Annotated in this window: 22 protein-coding genes; 15 read left to right on the forward strand and 7 right to left on the reverse strand. The window is 71.2% G+C overall.

Annotated elements, in window-relative coordinates; genetic code table 11:
* Positions 1–92 precede the first annotated feature (92 nt).
* Positions 93–833, reverse strand: coding sequence for a GntR family transcriptional regulator (locus tag HET64_RS16025; protein ID WP_215106122.1), 741 nt, complete (start codon positions 831–833; stop codon positions 93–95).
* Between the two features lie 332 nt (positions 834–1,165).
* On the opposite strand from HET64_RS16025, the gene HET64_RS16030 reads away from it, so the two are divergent.
* From HET64_RS16030 to HET64_RS16045, 4 genes are read left to right on the forward strand one after another with little or no spacing between them, the layout of a single operon-like run.
* Positions 1,166–2,314: an extracellular solute-binding protein gene (locus tag HET64_RS16030; RefSeq protein ID WP_215106124.1), complete on the forward strand. Its 1,149-nt coding sequence runs from the start codon at positions 1,166–1,168 to the stop codon at positions 2,312–2,314.
* Positions 2,315–2,316: 2 nt separating this feature from the next.
* Complete coding sequence (locus HET64_RS16035) at positions 2,317–3,276, forward strand: ABC transporter permease subunit (RefSeq protein WP_215106126.1); 960 nt, start codon at positions 2,317–2,319, stop codon at positions 3,274–3,276.
* Positions 3,264–4,106, forward strand: coding sequence for an ABC transporter permease (locus HET64_RS16040; protein WP_215106128.1), 843 nt, complete (start codon positions 3,264–3,266; stop codon positions 4,104–4,106). The genes HET64_RS16035 and HET64_RS16040 overlap by 13 nt, the downstream gene beginning before the upstream one ends.
* Entirely contained in the window at positions 4,103–5,176 is a 1,074-nt protein-coding gene (locus HET64_RS16045) for an ABC transporter ATP-binding protein (RefSeq protein WP_215106130.1), read from the forward strand. Before HET64_RS16040 ends, HET64_RS16045 begins: the two co-directional genes overlap by 4 nt.
* Positions 5,177–5,183: 7 nt before the next feature.
* Here HET64_RS16045 and HET64_RS16050 read toward each other — a convergent pair whose 3' ends face one another.
* From HET64_RS16050 to HET64_RS16060, 3 genes are all read right to left on the reverse strand, one after another.
* Entirely contained in the window at positions 5,184–5,942 is a 759-nt protein-coding gene (locus HET64_RS16050; RefSeq protein WP_215106132.1) for an SDR family NAD(P)-dependent oxidoreductase, read from the reverse strand.
* A gap of 280 nt (positions 5,943–6,222) precedes the next feature.
* Entirely contained in the window at positions 6,223–6,957 is a 735-nt protein-coding gene (locus HET64_RS16055) for a Mut7-C ubiquitin/RNAse domain-containing protein (protein WP_215106134.1), read from the reverse strand.
* 118 nt (positions 6,958–7,075) lie between these two features.
* On the reverse strand, positions 7,076–7,897 hold the full coding sequence (locus HET64_RS16060) for a helix-turn-helix domain-containing protein (protein ID WP_215106136.1): 822 nt from the start codon (positions 7,895–7,897) through the stop codon (positions 7,076–7,078).
* Positions 7,898–7,981: 84 nt separating this feature from the next.
* On the opposite strand from HET64_RS16060, the gene HET64_RS16065 reads away from it, so the two are divergent.
* Positions 7,982–8,593: a TIGR03086 family metal-binding protein gene (locus HET64_RS16065; protein ID WP_215106138.1), complete on the forward strand. Its 612-nt coding sequence runs from the start codon at positions 7,982–7,984 to the stop codon at positions 8,591–8,593.
* 450 nt (positions 8,594–9,043) lie between these two features.
* On the opposite strand, the gene HET64_RS16070 is transcribed toward HET64_RS16065, so the two are convergent.
* Complete coding sequence (locus HET64_RS16070) at positions 9,044–9,628, reverse strand: hypothetical protein (RefSeq protein ID WP_215106141.1); 585 nt, start codon at positions 9,626–9,628, stop codon at positions 9,044–9,046.
* Positions 9,629–9,959: 331 nt separating this feature from the next.
* Between HET64_RS16070 and hemL the strand changes: the two genes are divergently transcribed.
* From hemL to ccsB, 8 genes are all read left to right on the forward strand, one after another.
* Positions 9,960–11,231, forward strand: coding sequence for a glutamate-1-semialdehyde 2,1-aminomutase (gene hemL / locus HET64_RS16075; RefSeq protein ID WP_215106169.1), 1,272 nt, complete (start codon positions 9,960–9,962; stop codon positions 11,229–11,231).
* Complete coding sequence (locus HET64_RS16080; RefSeq protein ID WP_215106143.1) at positions 11,228–11,956, forward strand: histidine phosphatase family protein; 729 nt, start codon at positions 11,228–11,230, stop codon at positions 11,954–11,956. The genes hemL and HET64_RS16080 overlap by 4 nt, the downstream gene beginning before the upstream one ends.
* Before the next feature lie 169 nt (positions 11,957–12,125).
* Entirely contained in the window at positions 12,126–12,290 is a 165-nt protein-coding gene (locus tag HET64_RS39075; RefSeq protein WP_251145391.1) for a hypothetical protein, read from the forward strand.
* A 258-nt stretch (positions 12,291–12,548) separates the two neighbouring features.
* Positions 12,549–13,811 carry a hypothetical protein gene (locus tag HET64_RS16090; protein ID WP_215106145.1) on the forward strand — a complete coding sequence of 421 codons (1,263 nt, stop codon included), beginning with the start codon at positions 12,549–12,551 and terminating at the stop codon, positions 13,809–13,811.
* 67 nt (positions 13,812–13,878) lie between these two features.
* The gene (locus HET64_RS16095) at positions 13,879–14,481 is read left to right on the forward strand and encodes a TlpA disulfide reductase family protein (protein WP_215106147.1); all 603 of its coding nucleotides are present in this window, start codon (positions 13,879–13,881) and stop codon (positions 14,479–14,481) included.
* A gap of 4 nt (positions 14,482–14,485) precedes the next feature.
* Entirely contained in the window at positions 14,486–15,268 is a 783-nt protein-coding gene (locus HET64_RS16100) for a cytochrome c biogenesis protein CcdA (protein WP_215106149.1), read from the forward strand.
* Between the two features lie 4 nt (positions 15,269–15,272).
* Entirely contained in the window at positions 15,273–17,084 is a 1,812-nt protein-coding gene (locus HET64_RS16105; protein WP_215106151.1) for a cytochrome c biogenesis protein ResB, read from the forward strand.
* The gene (gene ccsB / locus HET64_RS16110) at positions 17,081–18,160 is read left to right on the forward strand and encodes a c-type cytochrome biogenesis protein CcsB (RefSeq protein WP_215106153.1); all 1,080 of its coding nucleotides are present in this window, start codon (positions 17,081–17,083) and stop codon (positions 18,158–18,160) included. Before HET64_RS16105 ends, ccsB begins: the two co-directional genes overlap by 4 nt.
* Before the next feature lie 85 nt (positions 18,161–18,245).
* Here the strand turns inward: ccsB and HET64_RS16115 are convergent, their stop codons facing one another.
* On the reverse strand, positions 18,246–18,611 hold the full coding sequence (locus HET64_RS16115; RefSeq protein ID WP_215106171.1) for a PLD nuclease N-terminal domain-containing protein: 366 nt from the start codon (positions 18,609–18,611) through the stop codon (positions 18,246–18,248).
* A gap of 207 nt (positions 18,612–18,818) precedes the next feature.
* Here HET64_RS16115 and HET64_RS16120 point away from each other — a divergent pair, with 207 nt between their 5' ends.
* Entirely contained in the window at positions 18,819–20,276 is a 1,458-nt protein-coding gene (locus tag HET64_RS16120) for a menaquinone biosynthesis decarboxylase (RefSeq protein WP_215106155.1), read from the forward strand.
* Positions 20,273–21,193: a menaquinone biosynthesis prenyltransferase MqnP gene (gene mqnP, locus HET64_RS16125; protein WP_215106157.1), complete on the forward strand. Its 921-nt coding sequence runs from the start codon at positions 20,273–20,275 to the stop codon at positions 21,191–21,193. Before HET64_RS16120 ends, mqnP begins: the two co-directional genes overlap by 4 nt.
* A 6-nt stretch (positions 21,194–21,199) precedes the next feature.
* Here the strand turns inward: mqnP and HET64_RS16130 are convergent, their stop codons facing one another.
* Positions 21,200–21,826: a rhomboid family intramembrane serine protease gene (locus HET64_RS16130; protein ID WP_215106173.1), complete on the reverse strand. Its 627-nt coding sequence runs from the start codon at positions 21,824–21,826 to the stop codon at positions 21,200–21,202.
* Positions 21,827–21,941: the final 115 nt, after the last annotated feature.

Raw genomic sequence — 21,941 nt, forward strand, 5'->3', positions numbered from 1 at the left:
GGGTGGGCCCCGCCGGCGCCCCGGTCCCGTGGGCGCTGGGCTGCCCGGTCCCCGGGCCCGTGGGGCGGGGGCCTGCGGGGCTGCCCGGCGTGTCAGTCGGCGGCGGTGCGTACCAGCGGATTGGCCTGGACCGAGTTGCGGACGGTGAAGACGACCGAGCCGGGCCGGTAGCGGTCGTCCGAGGTCTCCACGGGGCGGCCCTCGGACGTGGTCGTGGTCCGGCGCACCCGCAGCAGCGGGGAGCCGCGCCGGACGCCCAGCTCCCGGGCGTCCGTGGTGCCGGCGGCGACCGCGTCCAGGTGGTGTTCGCCGTGTCCCATGAGCACGCCGGCCTCCTCGTACAGGCTCTGGGTGACCGACTCGCAGTCGTCCGGGAGCGCTTCGACGGCCGCCGCCACCCATCCGGCGTACACCGTGCGCTCCAGGAGTGCCGGCTCGCCGTCCAGGGTGCGCACCCGCAGGACGTGCAGGACCGGGTCGCCGGGTTCGAGCTGGAGCTGGGCGGCCTGCGCCTCGGTCGCCTTCGCGCGGCGTGAGCGGAGCACCAGGCCGGCCGGGGTGCGGTCGCCGGCCCTGGCCCACTGGGCGAAGCTGCGCAGCTCGGTGAAGCTCTGGCTGGGTGTGGTCGACAGGACGGTCCGGCGGGCGCCCTGCCGGGACCCGATCAGGCCCTCCGACTGGAGCGTGCCGAAGGCCTGCCGGAGGGTGCCCCGGGATACGCCGTGGGCCAAGGCCAGTTCGGACTCGGACGGCAGCTCGGAGCCCACGGGGTGGGTGCCTTCGGCGATGGCGCGGCGCAGCTCCTCGGCGATCTGCTGGTGCCGTCGGGTCACGTCTCTCCTTGGGGCTTTCGGGCTGCCGGGCTTCCGGGGTGGGGGTGCGCCGGACGCGCGGTGCGTGGTGGGTGCGCAGGGACGATCATGTCATCCGCGTGAGGCGCGGCGCATCTCCTGGCTGTGCGCAGGAGGTGGATTCCGCGAAGTGTGAACCCTGCGTCTAACCGCTTTGAGCGGCAGGTAAACCTACGTCTCGATAACGCTTCTGACCTGCACTTTTTACCTCCTTAAAGCTTTACCCGCCGGTCACTTGGCTGTTAGCTTCGGCTGGCTTACTGACGATGGCTTGTCCATACAGGTGGCTCGCCTCAGACCCAGGAGTACGCATCGTGAAGGCATTCCGTCCCCGCCGCGTCCTGACCGCCGCGGCCCTCGCCGGCCTCACCGCTCTGGTGGCCACCGGCTGTGGCTCCGCACCCGACGACGCCGGTGCGAAGAACAGCGCGGCCGCGAAGGCGGAGTCGGCCGCGGACCTCGGCGGTATGGAGAAGCTCGTCGTGGCGGCGGAGAAGGAGGGCGAGCTCAACGTCTACGCCCTCGCGCCGGACTGGGCCAACTACGGCGAGATGATCGCGGCCTTCGAGAAGAAGTACGCCATCGAGGTCAACAACGAGGACCCGGGCGGCAGCAGCCAGGGCGCGCTGAACGCGGCGGCCAAGCGCAAGGGCCAGGGCCGGGCCGTCGACGCGCTGGACCTCGGCACCTCGTACATGCAGGAGGCGAAGAAGCAGGACCTGCTCGCGGCGTACAAGGTCGAGGGCTGGGACCGCATCCCGGACGCGCAGAAGCAGCCGGACGCCTCCTTCATGAACAACTACGGCGGCTTCATGTCCATCGGCTGCGACGCCAAGGCCGTCAAGGACTGCCCCGAGACGTTCGAGGACCTGCTGAAGCCCGAGTACCGGAACAAGGTCGCGCTCAACGGCGACCCGACCGAGTCCAGCTCCGCGCTGGCCGCCGTCGTCGCGGCGTCGCTGGCCAACGGCGGCTCCCTGGACGACGCGCAGCCGGGGCTCGACTTCTTCCAGGAGCTGAAGAAGAAGGGCAACTTCGTTCCCGCGAAGTCCACGCTCGCCACCATCCAGCAGGGCGAGACGCCGATCTCGATCGACTGGGACTACCTCAATCTGGGGTACGGCCAGAAGCTGAAGCCCAAGGGCGTCGACTGGCAGGTCGTGGTGCCCGCCGACGGCCTGTACTCGCGCTACTACAACCAGGGCGTCAACAAGCACGCCCCGCACCCGGCGGCCGCCCGCCTGTGGCTGGAGTTCGTCTACAGCCCCGAGGGCCAGAACATCTGGCTCAAGGGCTTCTCGCGCCCGGCGCTCCTCGACGCGATGAAGAAGGACGGCACGGCCGACAAGGCCGCCGTCGCCCGGATCCCCGAGGTCAACGGCGCCCCCGAGGAGCCGACCGCGGACCAGGAGGCGAAGGCCAAGGAGACGGTCGTCCAGGGCTGGGGCAAGGCGGTCAGCTGATCATGGCCGACCAGACCGCACTTCCCGCGCCCGCCGCGGGCTCCGTGCCCGTGGCGGGCGCGGCCGCCCCCGTGCCGCCCGCACCGGACGTCCGGGGCGGCGACACCCCTCGCCGCCGCGGCGCGCGGCGGCACCGGTGGCCCGTCGTCGTCCCCTTCTTCGCGTTTCTCGCGGTGTGCTTCGGGCTGCCCGCCGGGACCATGGCGTACGGGGCGTTCACCGTCGTGGACCCGGCGGGCGGCGCCGGCCGGTTCTCGACGGAGAACGTCAGCGGGTCGCTCTCCGGGGCCTACGCGACCGGACTGACCGGGAGCGTCGAACTCTCGGCTGTGACCGCGCTGCTGGCGACCGTGATCGGCACCCTGATCGCCCAGGCCGTCGTCAGTTCCCCGCGGCCGGCGTTGCGGGGCATCGTCGTCTCGGCCGGCGGGGTGCTCGCCAACTTCTCCGGCGCGCCGCTCGCCTTCGCCTTCATCGCGACGCTCGGCACCACCGGCACCGTCACCCAGCTGTTCCACCTGGACCGGACGGGCTTCAGCCTCTACAGCTTCACCGGTCTGGTGCTGGCCTACCTCTACTTCATGGTCCCGCTGATGGTGGTGACCGTCCTGCCCGCGCTCGACGGCCTGCGCTCCCAGTGGCAGGAGGCCGCCGCGTCCTGCGGGGCGACCCGGGGACAGTACTGGCTCCACGTCGGCATCCCGGTGCTGACGCCGTCGCTGCTCGGCGGCGCGGTACTGATGTTCGGCACGGCGTTCGCCTCGCACGCCACCGCCGCCGTGATGGTCGGCTCGTCCCAGCCGCTGATCACGATCCAGATCGCCAACGCCCTCAACGGCAACGTCCTGGTGGGCCAGGAGAACCTGGCCCTCGCGATGAGCCTCAACATGGTCGTGATCGCGCTGCTCGTGATGGCCGTACAGATACCGCTGCAGCGCAGGAGTGCCCGATGGCTCGGATGAAGTTCACCTCGCGCGGCGTCGTCCTGCCGATGGCCGCGCTGTACTTCCTGGTCCCCATCGGCGCCTCGATCTGGTTCAGCGTCAACGAGGTGGAGGGCATCAGCTTCGACGCGTACACGAAAGGCCTCGGCGCCGAGGGGCTGACCACCAGCCTGATGCTCTCGGTACGCCTGGGCCTGGCCACCATCGTCTGCGGGCTGCTCCTGATGGTGCCGACGCTGGTCGCGATCGCGCTCTATCTGCCCCGGCTGCGCCGGACCGTCGAGATCCTGTGCATGATGCCGCTCGTCGTTCCGCCGATCGCCCTGGTCGCGGGCGTCACCACGGTGCTGTCCTGGGAACAGGACCTGTCCGACACCCCCCTGTACATGACCTTCCAGCTCCTGCGGGACGAGGACTTCCCGCTGGTCCTCGTGCTCGTCTACACGGTCATGTCCCTGCCGTTCCTGTACCGCTCGCTCGACGCCGGGCTGCGCGCTGTCGACCTGCGCACCCTCGTCGAGGCCGCCCGCAGCCTGGGTGCCTCGCGCCCGCAGACGCTGTGGCAGGTCGTCGTGCCGAATCTGCGGACCGCCGTGGTGGGCGGCGCGGTGCTCAGCCTGGCCATGGTGCTCGGCGAGTACACCGTCGCCTCCGTGCTCTCCTACCGCCCGTTCTCCGTATGGATGGTGGAGGTCAAGGACTCCGAGGCGCAACTCTCGGTGGCGGCCGCGATGCTGAGTCTGCTGATCACCTGGGGGCTCCTGCTCCTGCTCACCACCCTGGCCGGCGGCCGCAGCCGCCGTCGGGCGAACTCCGTCCGCGAGAACCGAAAGAAGACCGTGTCATGACCGTTCCCGTGCACCTCAAGCGACTGCGCCGGAAGTTCGGCTCCACGGTCGCGCTCGACGGACTCGACCTCGACATCGCCGCCGGCGAGATGGTCGCGCTGCTCGGGCCGTCCGGCTGCGGCAAGACCACCGCGCTGCGCATCATCGCCGGGTTCGAGAGCGCCGACGGCGGCGAGCTCCTGATGGACGGCCAGGACGTCACCTCGGTCCCGGCCAACCGCCGTGACATCGGCATGGTGTTCCAGTCGTACAGCCTGTTCCCGAACATGACGGCCGCCGAGAACATCGCGTACGGCCTGCGGGTACGCGGCCGGCCGAACGCCGAACGCAAGGAGCGGGCGCGGGAGCTGCTGGAGCTGGTCGGCATGCCCGGCCGCGAGGGCCACTACCCGCACCAGCTGTCCGGCGGCCAGCAGCAGCGCGTCGCGCTCGCCCGCGCGCTGGCCATCTCGCCCAAGGTGCTGCTCCTCGACGAACCGCTGTCCGCCCTGGACGCCAAGGTGCGGCTCACCCTCCGCGAGGAGATCCGGCGCATCCAGCTGGACCTCGGCATCACCACCGTCTTCGTCACCCACGACCAGGAGGAGGCGCTGTCGATGGCGGACCGCGTCGCCGTGATGAAGGACGGCCAGCTCGAACAGTGCGCCGCGCCCGGGGAGTTGTACGACCGTCCGGCCACGCCGTTCGTCGCCGAGTTCGTCGGAACCATGAACCGGCTGCCGGGCACCGTGCGGGACGGCGGGGTCGTCGAGCTGTTCGGGCGGCGGCTGCCCATCCACGGCGAGCTGCCCGCCGCCGGAGCCGAGGTCGAGGTGCTGCTGCGCCCCGAGGGACTCGCGGTCGGCGACGCGGACGACGGGGCGGGCACCGCCGCGACCGTACGGGTGGCGACCTTCCTCGGCCCCACGACCCGGCTGCACCTCACCACGGACTCCGGGGCCGTGTGCAAGGCGGACCTGCCCAGCTGGGAGGCGACCGCGCTGACGCCCGGAGCGCGCTGCACGATCACCCCGCACGACCACCCCGTACTCGTCGTGGATCGGGGCGTCGCCCCGTCCCCGAAGGGGTGAGCCGGGCTCAACCGGTGCGGTGGACCTTCGTGTTGGAGGCCTGGGCGCGGGGGCGGACCACCAGGAGGTCGATGTTGACGTGGCTGGGGCGGGTGACGGCCCAGCCGATCGTGTCGGCCACGTCCTCGGCGGTCAGCGGGGCGTCGACGCCCGCGTAGACCTTGGCGGCCTTCTCCGTGTCGCCGCGGAAGCGGGTGGTGGCGAACTCCTCGGTCCTGACCATGCCGGGGGCCACCTCGATGACGCGGACCGGGGTGCCGACGATCTCCAGCCGCAGGGTCTCGGCCAGGACGTGTTCGCCGTGCTTGGCCGCCACGTAGCCGCCGCCGCCCTCGTACGCGGAGAGCGCCGCGGTGGAGGAGAGGATCACGATCGTGCCGTCGCCGCTCGCGGTGAGGGCGGGCAGCAGGGCCTGGGTGACGTTGAGGGTGCCGATGACGTTGGTCTCGTACATCCGGCGCCAGTCGGCGGGGTCGCCGGTCGCGACGGGGTCGGCCCCGAGCGCGCCGCCGGCGTTGTTGACGAGGACGGCGAGGGAGCGGAACGCGGTGGCGAACTCGTCGACCGCCGCGCGGTCGGTGACGTCCAGGGGGTAGGCCGTCGCCTGGTGACCGGCCTCGGTGATCTCGGCGGCCAGCGCCTCGATGCGGTCCTTGCGGCGGGCGGTCAGTACGACCCGGAAGCCGGCGGCGGCCAGCGTACGGGCGGTCGCGGCGCCGATGCCGCTGCTCGCGCCGGTGATGACGGCGATGGGGGTGGCGGCCATGGCGATCTCCTCGGACTGCTGATCGGGTACGGGGAGAAGGATAGGCAGGCGGTGCGGGACGCCCCGTGCGCGGGAGGCCACGACCGGGGGCAGTGCCGGACCTGCGGCCCGTCCGACCGGCGGACCGCGCCGGATCTGTGGCTCGCCCGGCCGGCCGTCCCCCCGTCCGACGGCCCGTCCGCCCGTCTGCCCGTCTGCCCGTCCGCCCGTCCGGCCGTCTGCCCGGCCGGCCGCGTCGGACCTGCGGCCCGCGAGCCGGGCAGGGCCCGGACGACGGGCCCTAGGCCGGCGCGCCCCCGAATTCGGCCATCGCCTCGGACACGATCGTCTCCAGGTGGCCGTGATGGGCGCCGCGCCAGTACACCCGGGAGCACTCCGTGCACTGGGCGAACACGTCGTACGCCTCCTGGGTGCCGTGTTCGAGGAGTCCGCTCACGGAGTCCTTCGCGGCCCCGGCCAGCGTGCCGTTGCACGCGGTGCAGCGGGTCCACGGGGCCAGGGCCGGGGCGAAGCGGCCGAGGACGTCGCGGAGCTGCTCCGCGGGGCGGTCGCTGTAGACGTACGCCCCCGACCAGATCTCGCGGCGGCGCAGCAGCCCGCGGTCCCGGGAGAGCAGGACGCGCCGCTCCCGTGCGGAGCGGGTGGCCAGGGCGGGGTCGCCGATGTCCTCGCTCTCGTAGGCCGCGTCGACGCCCAGGAGCCGCAAGCGGCGGGCCAGCGTCCCGAGATGGACGTCGAGGAGGAAGCGCAGGGGGGCGCCGGGGACCCGCTGGGGGCGTTCCACGGCGCGTACGTCGACGTGTTCGCCGGGGCCGGGCACATGCGAGCGGGCCACCGGGGCGCCGTTCACCAGCAGCGTTCCGGCCTCGGTGAGCGGGACGCCGAGGGACTCGATGACATGGCCGAGGGCCGAGGAGCCGTCCGTGACGAGGGCCGTGGGCCCGCCGCGACGCTCGTGCGGAACGAAGAGCCGCAGCTCAGGCGCTACTTCGAGGGTGATCTCGGGTCCGTCCACCCGGCCAGGATGCCACCGGGACGGGACGGGCTGCCAGGGGTTTGCCGGGGCGTGCGGGGACCGGGCGGGCGTGCGGGTGTGCGGGCGGATGTGCGGGCGGGGCCGTGCCCGGCCGCCGTCAACGCGGGGCGAACGCCGTCGGGGGCACGCCGACCGTCGCGGTGAAGTCCCGCACCAGATGGGCCTGGTCGCTGTAGCCGAGGTCCGCCGCGAGCCGCGCCCAGTCGACGGCCGGGTCGGATCCGGCGCGTTCCAGCGCCTCGTGGATGCGGTAGCGGAGGATGACCCACTTGGGGCCGACGCCGACATACGCGGAGAAGAGCCGTTGCAGGGAACGGGCGGAGAGCCCGGCGTCCCGGGCGAGCCGGTCGACCCGCAGCACCGTGCGGTCCGTGCGCACCCGGTCGACGACGGCCATCGCCAGCGTCGCCTGCGGATCGGGGCGGGGCTCCAGGGCCAGCAGGAAGGCGTCCAGCGCCGCGACCCGCGCGTCCTCGTCGTCCGGGTCCAGGACGCCCCGGACGGGCGGCGGCAGCCGCAGCGCCCCGGCGGCGTCGGACCGCAGCCCGGTCCACGCGGACACCGGGCGTCCGGGGGCGAACGGGCGGAACCCGCCGGGCCGGAACTGCACCCCGCAGACCCGGCCGCGCCCGGCCAGCTTCCGGGCGAAGAGCCCGGGGTCGACGCCCGCGACCTCGGCGTACCCGGACCGCTCCCGGGGGCCGTCCCCGGCCTCGTACCGCTGGAAGACCAGGTTCACCGACGGGTGCGGGACCACATGGGCGGCGTACGGCTCGGTGAGGTCCCAGTCGATCAGCCAGTAGTGCTCCAGGTACCGGCGCAGCCCGGCGGCGGGCTCGCGGCGGCGGAAGCGCACGTGCGCGAACAGGTCCGGGGCGTCGACGATGCCCCGGGTGTCGCGGCGAGGTCCGGCGGCCATGACCCGATTTTAGTCCCGTGTGCCCCGCACGCCTGTCGTGTTTCTTCAAGACGCCGGGCGGTGCGCGGGCGCAGGGTGGGAGGCATGACACAGACGATCGGTGAACTGCTGGAAGCCGCCGCGGACCGGGCCCTGCCCGTCGTGCGGGGGATCGACGACGGGCAGCTGGGCGCTGGTACGCCCTGCGTCGAGTACGACGTACGGGCGCTGGTGAACCACCTCTTCCAGGTGGTCGTGAACTTCCAGGCCCTCGCCGCCCGCCAGGAGGTGGATTTCGGCCAGGAGCCGGAGTTCGTGGCGGGCGACTGGCGGGGCAGGTTCGGTGCCGAGACCACCCGGCTGGTGGAGGCGTGGAGCGTGCCGGGCGTCGAGGAGGGCACGACCGGGCAGATGGGGCTGCCGGCCCGGACGGTGGGGCTCATGGTGCTCGGCGATCTGACCGTGCACGCCTGGGACCTGGCGCGGGCGACGGGCGCGGACTTCGTGCCGGAGGAGCGCGTGCTCGACGAACTGGGGCCGGGGCTGGCGGCGATGGCTCCGCAGGCCCGGGAGATGAAGGTGTTCGGTGAGCCGTTCCCGGTGGGGGAGGGGGCTACCGCTTTCGAGCGGCTGCTGGCGGTGACGGGGCGCGATCCGGGGTGGCACCCCCCTGGGGCGGCCGGTGCGCCGGGGACGGCTGGGACGACCGGGGGCTGAGGCCGATGGGCGGACCGGCGGGGCTCGGGGCGTCGTAGAGGGGGCCGAGCGCGGCGTGCGCGTCGTCGACGATCTCCTCGGCCAGGAGCAGCATCTCCTGTTCCGCCAGTCGGGCCGCCCGATGGGTGTACGGGGACGGTGGCGCCGGATGCCTACGGCGCCACCAGCAGTCGCAGGCCGCGTAGATGCCGCCGCCGAAGACGAGTACGGGGATGGACAGGGCCGGCAGAACGTCGCCCACGGCGGACCTCCAGATGGTCGGGTGTCCTGTGCATCGACGTGCCCGGTGGGTCGGCTGAAGAGCGGCTGTCGGCCAAATCCTCCCGATATTTGGCTCGAACCGGACGACCGCCGGCACCGCACCACCGCGCCGCACGCAAGCGGCTCCCCCGTACGCAGCACGCGAGCGGCTCCGGGGTACGCGACCGCTCGAACTCCGATCGCCCAGGATCAGGGCCAGACCAGGCAGTACGCCTGATGCCCCGCGTCGTGCAGCCGGTGGGAGAAGTCCTGCCACTCGTGGAGCAGCTGGTAGACGTTGAAGGCGTCGCGCGGGCCGCCGCGGTCGGGGACCGTGGACCAGATGAAGGCCGCCGCGCCGACCGACTCCTCGCCGACGTCGCGCAGCGGGTCGACGACGGTCATCGGCAGCTTGACCACGGCGTAGTCGGGGTGGAGGACGACCAGTTCGAGCGGGGGGACCTTGTGCAGGGGTATGCCCTGGATCCCGGTCAGGACCATGGCGGCCACGGTCTCCGGCTTGATCTTGGTGAACATGCCGCCCATGCCCAGCTCGTCACCGCCGAGCTCCTCCGGGCGCATCGAGATGGGCACGCGTGCGGCGGTGGCCCCGTCCGGGGCGCCGAAGTACTTGTACGTCACCCCCATCCCGCCCCCGCTCCTGGTCCCGGGGGGCGGCGTGCTGTCCGCGCCCCTGCTCTGAGCGCGCTCGGCCCTGCGCCGGTGCCGCCCTCGCCGGGCAGGCTCGGGCCCCAGGTCGTCGGTCCCTTCGCCCACTCCGCCACCGCGATGCATATCTCATCCACCCGACTACTTCTTAGGAGACACAGCCCCCGCCGCGCAACCCGATCATCGTGTCAGTGACCTCCCCCGCAGGCGTGCGGTGAAACACCTGCCCGCAAGACCGTGCGTGCCTCTGACACCATGGCATGTGTGAGCTTTCCCTATGACGCCCCAGTTTCGCAGACGCGAGGGGGCTGACGCTCTTTCGTGATACGAGGGGAGCGCGCTCCCTGCTCACCGGTGGCCGAGATTGTCAGTGATTTCCCGGCCCGGCCTCCCGATACCCGAATCGCAGATCAGGACCAAAGTGGCGTATTCATACGAAGCCCCAGTTTCGCAGTCGCTGTTCGACCGGGCGTCCGTCGTGACGCCCGGCGGCGTGAACTCTCCCGTGCGTGCCTTCCGGGCCGTGGGCGGTACGCCCCGGTTCATGGTGTCCGGCACCGGTCCGTACCTCACCGACGCCGACGGCCGCGAGTACGTCGACCTCGTGTGCTCGTGGGGGCCGATGATTCTCGGCCACTCTCACCCCGAGGTCATCGCCGCCGTCCAGGAGGCGGTCTCCCGGGGCACCTCCTTCGGTACGCCGGGTGAGGGCGAGGTCGCGCTCGCCGAGGAGATCGTGGCGCGGATCGAGCCCGTCGAGCAGGTGCGCCTGGTCTCCTCCGGAACCGAGGCGACCATGTCGGCGATCCGGCTGGCCCGCGGTTTCACGGGCCGGGCCAAGGTCGTGAAGTTCGCCGGCTGCTACCACGGGCACGTGGACGCGCTGCTGGCCGCCGCCGGGTCGGGCGTGGCCACCTTCGGGCTGCCCGACACCCCGGGAGTCACGGGCGCCACGGCCGGGGACACCGTCGTGCTGCCCTACAACGACCTGGACGCGGTGCGCGCCGCCTTCGCCGCGCACCCGGGCGAGATCGCCTGTGTGATCACCGAGGCCTCGCCCGGCAACATGGGCGTCGTCCCGCCGGCGGACGGCTTCAACGCCGGGCTCAAGGAGCTGTGCGCGGCGAACGGCGCGCTGTACATCTCCGACGAGGTGATGACGGGCTTCCGTACGTCGAAGGCCGGCTGGTACGGCGTCGACGGTGTCCGGCCCGACCTGATGACCTTCGGCAAGGTGATGGGCGGCGGCTTCCCCGCAGCGGCCTTCGGTGGTCGCGGCGACGTGATGGCGCACCTGGCCCCGGCCGGCCCGGTCTACCAGGCGGGCACCCTCTCCGGGAACCCGGTCGCCACCGCCGCCGGGCTCGCCCAGCTGCGGCTGCTGGACGACGCGGCGTACGCGAAGATCGACGCGGTCTCCGCCGAGCTGCGCTCCCTGGTGGGCGACGCGCTCACCAAGGAGGGCGTCGCGCACACCGTGTCCGCCGCGAGCAACATGTTCTCCGTCTTCTTCAGGGACGAGCCCGTCCGGGACTACGACGACGCCAAGAAGCAGGACGTCTTCCGCTTCACCGCGTTCTTCCACGCGATGCTGGAGCGGGGCGTCTACCTGCCGCCCTCGGCGTTCGAGTCCTGGTTCGTCTCCACGGCCCACGACGAGCGGGCGGTCGAGCGCATCGCCGCCGCCCTGCCCGCCGCCGCCCGTGCCGCCGCGGAGGCCACCGCATGAGCGGGAAGAGCACGGGCCACGAGAGCGTCAGCCGCGACGAGCAGCTGACCGTGGTGCACGTGGTCCGGCACGGCGAGGTGCACAACCCGGACGGCGTGCTCTACGGGCGCCGCCCCGGCTACCACCTCTCCGACCTGGGCCGGAAGATGGCCGACCGGGTCGCCGAGCACCTGGAGAAGCGCGACATCACCCATGTCGTGGCCTCCCCGCTGGAGCGCGCCCAGGAGACTGCGGCCCCCGTCGCCCAGGCGCACGGCCTGGACCTCGCCACCGACGCCCGGCTGATCGAGGCGGCCAACGTCTTCGAGGGGAAGACCTTCGGCGTCGGCGACGGCGCGCTGCGCAAGCCGGACAACTGGAAGCACCTCACCAATCCGTTCAAGCCGTCCTGGGGCGAGCCGTACATCGAGCAGGTCGTCCGGATGATGGGCGCGCTCGACGCCGCCCGGGACGCGGCCCGCGGTCATGAGGCGGTCTGCGTCAGCCATCAGCTGCCGATCTGGATCCTGCGCTCCTTCGTCGAGCGCCGCCGCCTGTGGCACGACCCACGCAAGCGGCAGTGCACGCTGGCCTCCCTGACGAGCTTCACCTACCGGGGCGACCGGATCGTCTCGGTCGGCTACTCGGAGCCGGCCCGCGACCTGGTGCCCGCGCACCTGCTGGCCGGGGCCAAGCCGGTGAAGGGGAAGGCCGCGAAGGGACAGTCCAAGGCGTTCGGCGCGTAGTCCGGCGCCACGGGGCAGGACACACGGGACCGGCTGCCGCACACCGCGGCGGGCGGTCCCGTCCCCTTTTCCCTACCCGGGTGGCTGGGCCCACGGCCCGTCGGGCCCGCATCGGCCGAGCACGGAGAGGCCCGCCCTCGTCCCGGCGCTGTGCGCCCGGGGATGCCGCGTGATCCGCACCGTGTACAACGGCGGCCGCGAACACGCCTGCCGGCAGGGACTCCTGGCCGACGCCCTGGTGGAGACCTCCCGGCAGGGCGCCGGCGGGCCGTCTCCGCGCCCGCGCAGGAGCTCGACGATCCAGGGGAGCCGAGCCGTCGGCGCCGACCGGTGACCCCCTGAGCCGGTCGGTGATCCGTCGGCCGACGGCAGAACTGCGGAGGGCCACTCCCGCGTCCCCCATCAGGGCTGCCCGTAAGCGCGTGCGGGCCTCGTACGGACATCGCGCCCGGATCGGGCGGACGGCGGACGGGCTGCAAGGTAAAGCGTAAAGAAAGTCCCTAAATGCACGGAACCGACGTGTTACGCGCCCCATCTAACTCTTCAGTAGTTTGTATGAGCTTGAGATAAAACGACCGCAGATGGGGACGGTATGCGCGACATCAATCGAAGGGGCCTGCTCGGGGCGGGGCTCGGCGCCGCAGCCGCGATCGGTCTCGCCGGCTGTGGCGCCTCGGGCTCCTCCGGCGACGGAGGGTCCGGCCAGGGCGGCAAGGGCGACACCGGCAACAGTGGCAACGGCAACAGCAGGGGAAACGGCGCGCCGAAGAACAGGGTCCGGCTGATCGGTGACGGTTCGACCGCCGACACCGGCAAGCAGCCCAACCAGCCGCAGGCGCCCGTCCCGCTCGAACCCGGCCAGAAGCCGCCGCAGTTCGTGATCTTTTCCTGGGACGGCGCGGGCGAGGTCGGCAACGGACTCTTCCCGCGCTTTCTCGAACTGGCCAAGGAACACGACGCGGCCATGACGTTCTTCCTCTCCGGTATCTATCTGCTGCCCGAGTCGAAGAAATCCCTCTACCGTCCGCCGAACAACCCCCGCGGCGCCTCCGACATCGGCTATCTCACCGACGATCACGTCAAGGACACGCTGAAGTACGTGCGCCAGGCGTGGCTGGAAGGCCATGAGATCGGCACCCACTTCAACGGGCATTTCTGCGGTGGTTCCGGATCCGTCGAGCGCTGGACGCCCGCCCAATGGCACAGCGAGATCAATCAGGCTGTGTCGTTCGTCACGGAATGGCGGACGAACACCGGCTGGGAGAACGAGGATCCGCTTCCGTTCGACTATCGCAAGGAACTGATCGGCGGCCGCACCCCCTGCCTGCTCGGCCAGGACAATCTCCTGCCGACCGCGAGCAAACTGGGCTGGCGCTACGACGCCAGCTCGCCGGGCGGCCGTCAGACCTGGCCCGTGAAGCGCGGTGGCGTCTGGGATCTGCCGCTCCAGGCGATGCCGTTCCCCGGCCACTCCTTCGAGGTGCTCTCGATGGACTACAACATCCTCGCCAATCAGTCGCAGAATTCGACGAAGGGCATGCCCTCGCGTTATCCGGGCTGGCGCACCCAGGCGACCGGGGCGTATCTCGCCGGTTTCCAGCGCGCGTACGAGTCGAATCGCGCGCCGTTCTACATCGGCAACCACTTCGAGGAGTGGAACGGCGGCATCTATATGGACGCCGTGGAAGAAGTGATCAAGAAGGTCGCGGACAAGGACGACGTGCGTCTCGTCTCGTTCCGGCAGTACGTCGACTGGCTCGACGCACAGGATCCCGCCGTGCTCGCCAAGCTCAGGACGCTGGACGTCGGACAGGCTCCCGCCGGCGGCTGGAACTCCTTCTTTAAACAGGCTTGACAAGGGGCTTTACGGGCACCGAGGGGGGCGCGGGGGAGCCCGGAATCTGCCATGCGAAACTTTTCACATGAGCTTTGGCCGCGCGTCCCGACGCCGCTTCACCCTGCTCGCCGCCACCGCTGTGGCCGGTGCCCTGACGCTGTCCGCGTGCGGCGGGGGCAGTAAGGCCGGAGGCGGCGGCAACACCAATTTCATCGCCGGCAGCGGGGGCATCTCCACCGTCGCGAAGGGCGACCGGGTGGCGGCGCCGAAGCTCGACGGCGAGGGCCTGGACGGCAAGCCGCTCGACCTCGCCGACTACAAGGGCAACGTCGTCGTGCTGAACGTCTGGGGCTCCTGGTGCGGCCCCTGCCGGCTGGAGGCGAAGTACTTCGCGCAGGTCTCCGAGGAGACGGCGGACCAGGGCGTCCGGTTCGTCGGCATAAACACCCGGGACCCCGAGCGGGACAAGGCGATCAACTTCGAGAAGGACTACGGGGTCGAGTACCCGAGCTTCTACGACCCGATCGGCAAGCTCATCCTCCGCTTCCCCAAAGGCACCCTGAACCCGCAGGCCATCCCGTCCACCGTGGTCATCGACCGGGACGGGAAGATCGCCGCCCGCACGCTCCAGGCGCTCGACGCGGACGAGCTGCGCAAGATGATCGACCCGATCATCGCGGAGAAGTGATCCAGTGATCCCGCTCGCCGCCCAACACGGCGCCGTCACGCTGGCCGCGTACAACGAGACCGTCATGACCGGGACGCTCCTGGTGTCCCTGCCGATCGCCCTGCTGGCCGGTCTCATCTCGTTCTTCTCCCCGTGCGTGCTCCCCCTCGTGCCCGGCTATCTGAGCTACGTCACCGGGGTCAGCGGCACCGACCTCGCGGACGCGCGCCGCGGCCGGGTCGTGACGGGGGCCGCCCTCTTCGTGCTCGGCTTCACCGCCGTGTTCGTCTCCGGCGGGGCCCTCTTCGGCTACTTCGGCCAGGAGCTCCAGTCGCACGCCGGGGTGCTCAACAAGATCCTCGGCGTCCTGATGATCCTCATGGGGATCTTCTTCATGGGGCTCCTGCCGGGGGTGACGATGCGCGAGTTCCGGTTCCACAAGCGGCCGGTGACCGGGCTGGCCGGCGCACCGGTGCTGGGCGCGCTCTTCGGGATCGGCTGGACCCCCTGCATGGGGCCGACCTTCGCCGCCGTGAGCACGCTCGCGTTCACCGAGGGCACCGCCGGACGCGGCGCGATACTGACCGTCGCGTACTGTCTCGGTCTCGGTGTCCCGTTCATCCTCGCCGCGGTCGCCTTCCGCAAGGCGCTCGGCGCGTTCGACTGGGTCAAGCGCCACTACGCGTGGGTGATGCGGATCGGCGGCGGCATGATGATCGTGACCGGGATCCTGCTGCTGACCGGTGTGTGGGCCACGTTCATGCAGCACATGCAGAGCTGGACCACCGGCTTCGTTGTAGGGATCTGAGTTCATGAGCAAGGCGAACAGCACGGAGACGCGGCAGCGAGAGGCCGACCACGACGGGGGCTCCGCCCACGGCGCGGCGGGCGAACAGCTCTCCACCGCGCCCCGCGAGGAGCGCCCCGACACCGGGGCGGGCGTACCGGCGATGAGCGTGATCGGCTGGGCGCGCTGGTTCTGGCGCCAGCTCACCTCGATGCGGGTGGCGCTGATCCTGCTCTTCCTGCTCTCCCTCGGGGCCATCCCGGGGTCGCTGATCCCGCAGACCAGCGTCGACGACATGAAGGTGCAGGCCTTCAAGGACCAGCACACCACCCTCACCCCGGTCTACGAGAAGCTCCAGCTCTTCGACGTCTACAGCTCGGTGTGGTTCTCCGCGATCTACATCCTGCTGTTCGTCTCGCTCATCGGCTGCATCGTGCCGCGCACCGGCCAGTTCGTGGGCCAGCTGCGCAGCCGCCCGCCGGGCGCGCCGAAGCGGCTGACCCGGCTGCCCGCGTACACCACCTGGCGCACCGACGCGGAGCCGGAGGAGGTCCGTGGGGCGGCCCTCGCCGTCCTGCGCGAGCGCCGCTTCCGGACCCATGTGGTGGGCGACGCGGTCGCCGCCGAGAAGGGCTACCTCCGCGAGGCCGGGAACCTGGTCTTCCACATCGCCCTGATCGTGATGCTGGTGGCCTTCGCCTCCGGGCAGCTCTTCAAGTCCGAGGGCGGCAAGCTGATCGTCGAGGGCGACGGCTTCTCCAACACGCTCACCCAGTACGACGACTTCAAGTCGGGCTCGCTCTACGACTCCGACTCGCTGGCCCCGTTCAGCTTCGTGCTCGACGACTTCGTCGGTACGTACGAGAAGAGCGGCCCGCAGCGCGGCACCCCGCGGACCTTCGAGGCCCGGGTGACGTACAGCGAGGGGGCCGACGGCGCGGAGCGCAAGGACGTCATCAAGGTCAACGAGCCGCTCGTCGTGGACGGCACCAAGATCTATCTGATCGCCCACGGCTACGCGCCCGTCGTCACCGTCCGGGACGGCAAGGGGAAGGTCGTCTCGCGCTCCGCGGTTCCGCTGCTGCCGATCGACAACAACATCACCTCGTCCGGCGCCATCAAGGTGATGGACGGCTACAAGGACAAGAACGGCGAGAAGACCCAGCTGGGCTTCAAGGCCTTCTTCGTGCCGACCTTCGCGGGCGAGGGCAAGGGCCAGATGTTCTCGCAGTTCCCCGGCCTGGACTTCCCCGTGCTGGCGCTCAGCGCCTACCAGGGCTCCCTGGGCGTCGACTCCGGCCTGGCGCAGAACGTCTACCAGCTCGACACGTCCAAGATGAAGGAGTTCAAGGGCGAGGACGGCGAGCTCCTCAAGAAGATGATGATGCCGGGCGAGAAGCTGGACCTGCCCGACGGCGCCGGATCCATCACCTTCGACGGCGTCGAGGAGTGGGCCAGCTTCCAGATCTCGCAGCAGCCGGGCAACGGCTGGGCGCTCGGCGGATCCGTCGCCGCCATCGCCGGCCTCGCCGGCTCGCTGTTCATCCAGCGCCGCCGCGTGTGGGTGCGGGCGGTCCGGGGCGCCGACGGCGTCACGGTCGTGGAGATGGCGGGCCTGGGCCGCAGCGAGTCGGCGAGGCTCCCCGAGGAACTGGGCGAGCTGTCGGCCGCTCTGGTCACCACGGCGCCCGTCGCCGCGGAGGCCCCGGACACGCCGGAGAAACCGGACACGCCGGACGGGCCCGGCACGACCGACGCCACGACCGACGCCACGAACGAGGCCGGGAGCCGGCCCGTACATCCTGCCGAAGCACCTGCCGAAGGGGCTGAGAAGTGAATCTCGCCGCCGCAACGAACGAGAGCCTGGCGAACACCAGCAATGTGCTGATCTATTCGTCGATGGCCGTCTACACCCTGGCCTTCTTCGCGCACATCGCGGAGTGGGTGCTCGGCAGCCGCAGCAAGGTCGGCCGCACCGCCGCCGCGCTGTCCGCCCCCGGAGCGCGCGCCTCCGCCGCCACCGGGGGGAAGCCGCGTGCCGGTGGCACGGCCGTGCTGGACCGGCCCGAGGTCATCACCCGTTCCGCCACCGGTACGCGTGACGTGCCCGACGGCCCGGGTGCGGCCGGCGGCACCTTCAAGGGCGACCTGTGGGGCCGGATCGCGGTCTCGCTGACCGTGGTGGCGTTCCTCGTCCAGGCCGGCGGCGTCGCCACCCGCGCCCTGTCGGTGCAGCGGGCCCCCTGGGCCAACATGTACGAGTTCTCCATCACCTTCTCCACGGTGGTGGTCGGCTCCTACCTGGTGCTGCTGGCACTGAAGAAGAACGTCCGCTGGATCGGCCTCCCGCTGGTCACCACCGTCCTGCTGGACCTCGGCATCGCGGTCACGACGCTCTACACCGACAGCGACCAGCTGGTGCCCGCGCTGCACTCGTACTGGCTGTGGATCCACGTCTCGACCGCGATCATCTGCGGCGCCGTCTTCTACCTCGGCGCGGTCGGCACGGTCCTCTACCTCTTCCGCGACAGCTACGAGAGCAAGCTCGCCTCCGGCGGCACGCCCGGGAAGTTCGCCGCCTCCGTCATGGAGCGGCTGCCCTCGGCGTCCTCGCTGGACAAGTTCTCGTACCGGATCAACGCGGCCGTCTTCCCGCTGTGGACGTTCACGATCATCGCCGGCGCGATCTGGGCGGGCGACGCCTGGGGCCGGTACTGGGGCTGGGACCCCAAGGAGGTCTGGTCCTTCATCACCTGGGTCGCCTACGCCGCCTATCTGCACGCCCGCGCCACCGCCGGCTGGAAGGGCCGCAAGGCCGCCTACCTGGCGCTCGTCGCGTTCGCCTGCTGGCTGTTCAACTACTACGGCGTGAACATCTTCGTCTCCGGCCTGCACTCCTACGCGGGGGTCTGAGAAACCCGCGCACGACGTACGACGGCTCCCCGGGCGGATTCTCGTCCGGGGAGCCGTCGTACGTCGTGCGGGCGCTGGTGCGCGGTCAGGAGGCCGGCGGGGTCTTGTCGTCGGGGCCCGTACCGCCGTCGCGGCGGCCCCGCTCCTCCTCGGCTTCGGCCTCGGCCGCCTCGGCGTCCTTGTCGTCCTTGAGCGACTTGAGGAAGTCCGGGTTGTCGTCCGGGGCCACCCACTGCTGCCGCCCGCGCCGCTGCCAGGAGGCGGGTCCCGCGACCCCGGGCCTGTTGTGGCGGTTCTTGCCGGCGGCGAGCCACACGACCGGGCCGACGATCCAGAACAGCAGGATGATGAAGACCCAGGCGATCTTCGGCAGATGCTTGGTGTCCTCCTCCGTGGTGTTCAGGCAGTCGATGAACGCGTAGATCGTCAGAGCCAGCGGGACGATGAACATCAGGGCTCTCATGGTGCGTCCCCCAGGAAGCGGCGGCGGGCGGGATGAAGCCCGGTGTCGCGGCCAGGGTACCGGCTCGGCATGAAGGAACCGGGGCCCGGAGCCGGCCCCGCGGGGCGGGTGCGCGGACGGTCGGCGGACTTTCGGCGCGCGGCGCGGGGGGAGCCCCGGCGGGGCCGCGGGGGCGGGGATGACAAACTGGACCGCATGGCTTACGACGATCTTCGCTCCCTGCTCCGGGCTCTTGAGCGCGATGGTGATCTCAAGCGCGTCAAGGTCGAGGTCGACCCCCACCTGGAGGTCGGCGAGATCGTCGACCGGGTCAACAAGGCGGGCGGGCCCGCCCTGCTGTTCGAGAACGTCAAGGGGTCCTCGATGCCCCTGGCCATGAACGTCTTCGGTACCGACCGGCGCCTCCTGAAGGCCCTGGGGCTGAAGGCGTACAGCGACATCAGCGACAAGATCGCCGGACTCCTCAAGCCGGAGCTGCCGCAGGGCTTCGTCGGGGTGCGGGAGGCCTTCGGGAAGCTCGGCTCGGTGGTGCACGTGCCGCCGAAGAAGGTGAAGTCCAGCGACGCGCCCGTCCAGGAAGTGGTGCTGACCGGCGACGACGTCGACCTGGACCAGCTGCCCGCGCTGTTCACCTGGCCCGAGGACGGCGGCTCCTTCTTCAACCTGGGCCTCACCCACACCAAGCACCCCGAGAACGGTGTCCGGAACCTGGGCCTCTACCGGCTCCAGCGGCACGACAAGCGCACCATCGGGATGCACTGGCAGATCCACAAGGACAGCGCCAACCACTACCAGGTCGCCGCCCGGCGCGGTGAGCGGCTGCCCGTCGCCATCGCCTTCGGCTGCCCGCCCGCCGTGACGTACGCCTCCACCGCGCCGCTGCCCGGGGACATCGACGAGTACCTCTTCGCCGGGTTCGTCCAGGGCAAGCGGATCGAGATGGTCGACTGCAAGACCGTGCCGCTCCAGGTCCCCGCGCAGGCGGAGGTCGTCATCGAGGGCTGGCTGGAGCCGGGCGAGATGCTCCCCGAGGGCCCGTTCGGGGACCACACCGGCTTCTACACCCCGCAGGAACCGTTCCCCGCACTGACCATCGACTGCGTCACCATGCGGAAGCGGCCGCTGCTCCAGTCCATCGTGGTGGGCCGCCCGCCGACCGAGGACGGGCCGCTGGGCCGGGCCACGGAACGTTTCTTCCTGCCGCTGCTGAAGATCATCGTGCCGGACATCGTGGACTACCACCTCCCCGAGGCGGGCGGGTTCCACAACTGCGCGATCGTCTCGATCGACAAGAAGTACCCGAAGCACGCCCAGAAGGTGATGAGCGCGATCTGGGGCGCGCACATGATGTCGCTGACCAAGCTGATCGTGGTGGTCGACGCCGACTGCGACGTCCACGATCTGCACGAGGTCGCCTGGAGGGCGCTCGGCAACACCGACTACGCCCGCGACCTCACGGTCACCGAAGGGCCCGTCGACCACCTGGACCACGCCTCGTACCAGCAGTTCTGGGGCGGCAAGGCGGGCATCGACGCCACGAGGAAGCTGCCCACCGAGGGCTACACCCGGGACGGCGGATGGCCGGAGATGGTCGTCTCCGACCCGGAGACGGCGGCGAAGGTCGACCGTCGCTGGAAGGAATACGGGCTGTGAGCAGTACGGCGGAAGCGGCGTCCGTTCCCGGGCCCGCGCCCTCGGACAGCAAGGTGAAGGCCTTCCTGCGGCTCGTGATGATCGAGCACTCGGTCTTCGCGCTGCCGTTCGCGTACATCGCCGCGCTGACCGCGATGTTCCTGCTGGACGGCACCATCCACTGGGGCACGCTGCTGCTCGTCACGCTGGCGATGGTGGGGCTGCGGACCTTCGCGATGGCCGCCAACCGGATCATCGACCGGGAGATCGACGCCCACAACCCGCGCACCGCGGGCCGTGAGCTGGTGACCGGCGCGGTGTCGGTGAGGTCCGCGTGGACCGGCGCGCTCGTCGCCCTGGCCGTCTTCCTGGGCGCGGCGGCCCTGCTCAACCCGCTGTGCCTGGTGCTCGCGCCGCTGGCCGTCGTGCCGATGGTGGTCTATCCGTACGGCAAGCGGTTCACGAACTTCCCGCACGCCATCCTGGGCCTCGCGCAGGCCATCGGACCGGTCGGCGCCTGGCTCGCGGTGACCGGAAGCTGGTCGTGGGACGCGGTGATCCTCGGGCTCGCCGTGGGGATCTGGATCGGCGGCTTCGACCTGATCTTCGCCTGCCAGGACGTGGCTGCGGACCGGGCCCACGGGGTGTTGTCCTTCCCGGCGCGCTTCGGGATCCCGGCGGCGCTGTGGGGCGCGCGGGTGTGCCACGCGGTCACGACCGGGCTGCTGGTGTGGTTCGGGCTTGCCACCCACGCCGAGGTCTTCTACTGGATCGGCATGGCGATCGTCGCGGTGGCGTTCGTCTACGAGCACCGGGTGGTGCGGCCGCACGACCTGTCCCGGCTGAACCGGGCGTTCTTCTCGGTGAACGGCTTCATCGGCATCGCGCTGTTCGCCTGCGCGCTGCTGGACCTGCTGGTGCGCGGCCTCACCCCGTAGGGCCTCTCAGACCGTGACCAGGTTGTCCGGTGCGCGGCGCGGGCGGCGGAAGAGGAAGGCCGCCGCCACCCCGCCGGCCAGCCCGAACAGGTGGCCCTGCCAGCTGACGCCCGAGTCGGTCGGCAGGACGCCCCACAGCAGCGAGCCGTAGACCACGGCGACGCCGACGCCTATGAGGACGTCCCAGGGGCGGCGGTCCACGAAGCCGCGGACCAGCAGATAGCCGAGCAGCCCGAAGACCACGCCGGACGCGCCGAGCGTCACGGTGTTCGCCGGGGCGGTCAGCCAGACGCCGAGGCCGCTGACCAGGATGATCGTCACGACGACGGCGGCGAACCGGCGCAGCCCCGCGAGGGCGGCGATGAAGCCGAGGACCAGCAGCGGGACGCTGTTGGAGGCCAGGTGCTCCCAGCCGCTGTGCAGGAACGCGGCGGGCACCACGTCCCGCAGCTCCGCCGCCTCGCGCGGGCTGATGCCGTAGGTGTCCAGGGCGTTGCCCGTGGCGGTGTCGATCCCTTCGAGGATCCAGAGCAGCGCCACCCAGCCCGCCATCAGGAGCCCGGCGGTCAGGGCCCGCGCACCGCCGGTGGTGCCGTTGCCCGTGGTGCGGTCGGTGGTCCAGTAGTCGCCCATGGTCTGCCCCTGCCCCCGGTTGCCCGTCACCCGGTGAACGTCTGCGGCGCCCGCCCGGTTCCGGGTGCCGGGCGCGAGGGCGTGCCGGATAGGCTCGCAGGTGTGGAATCCAGGA

The organism is Streptomyces sp. McG3, from assembly GCF_018619185.1.
GTDB lineage: Bacteria > Actinomycetota > Actinomycetes > Streptomycetales > Streptomycetaceae > Streptomyces.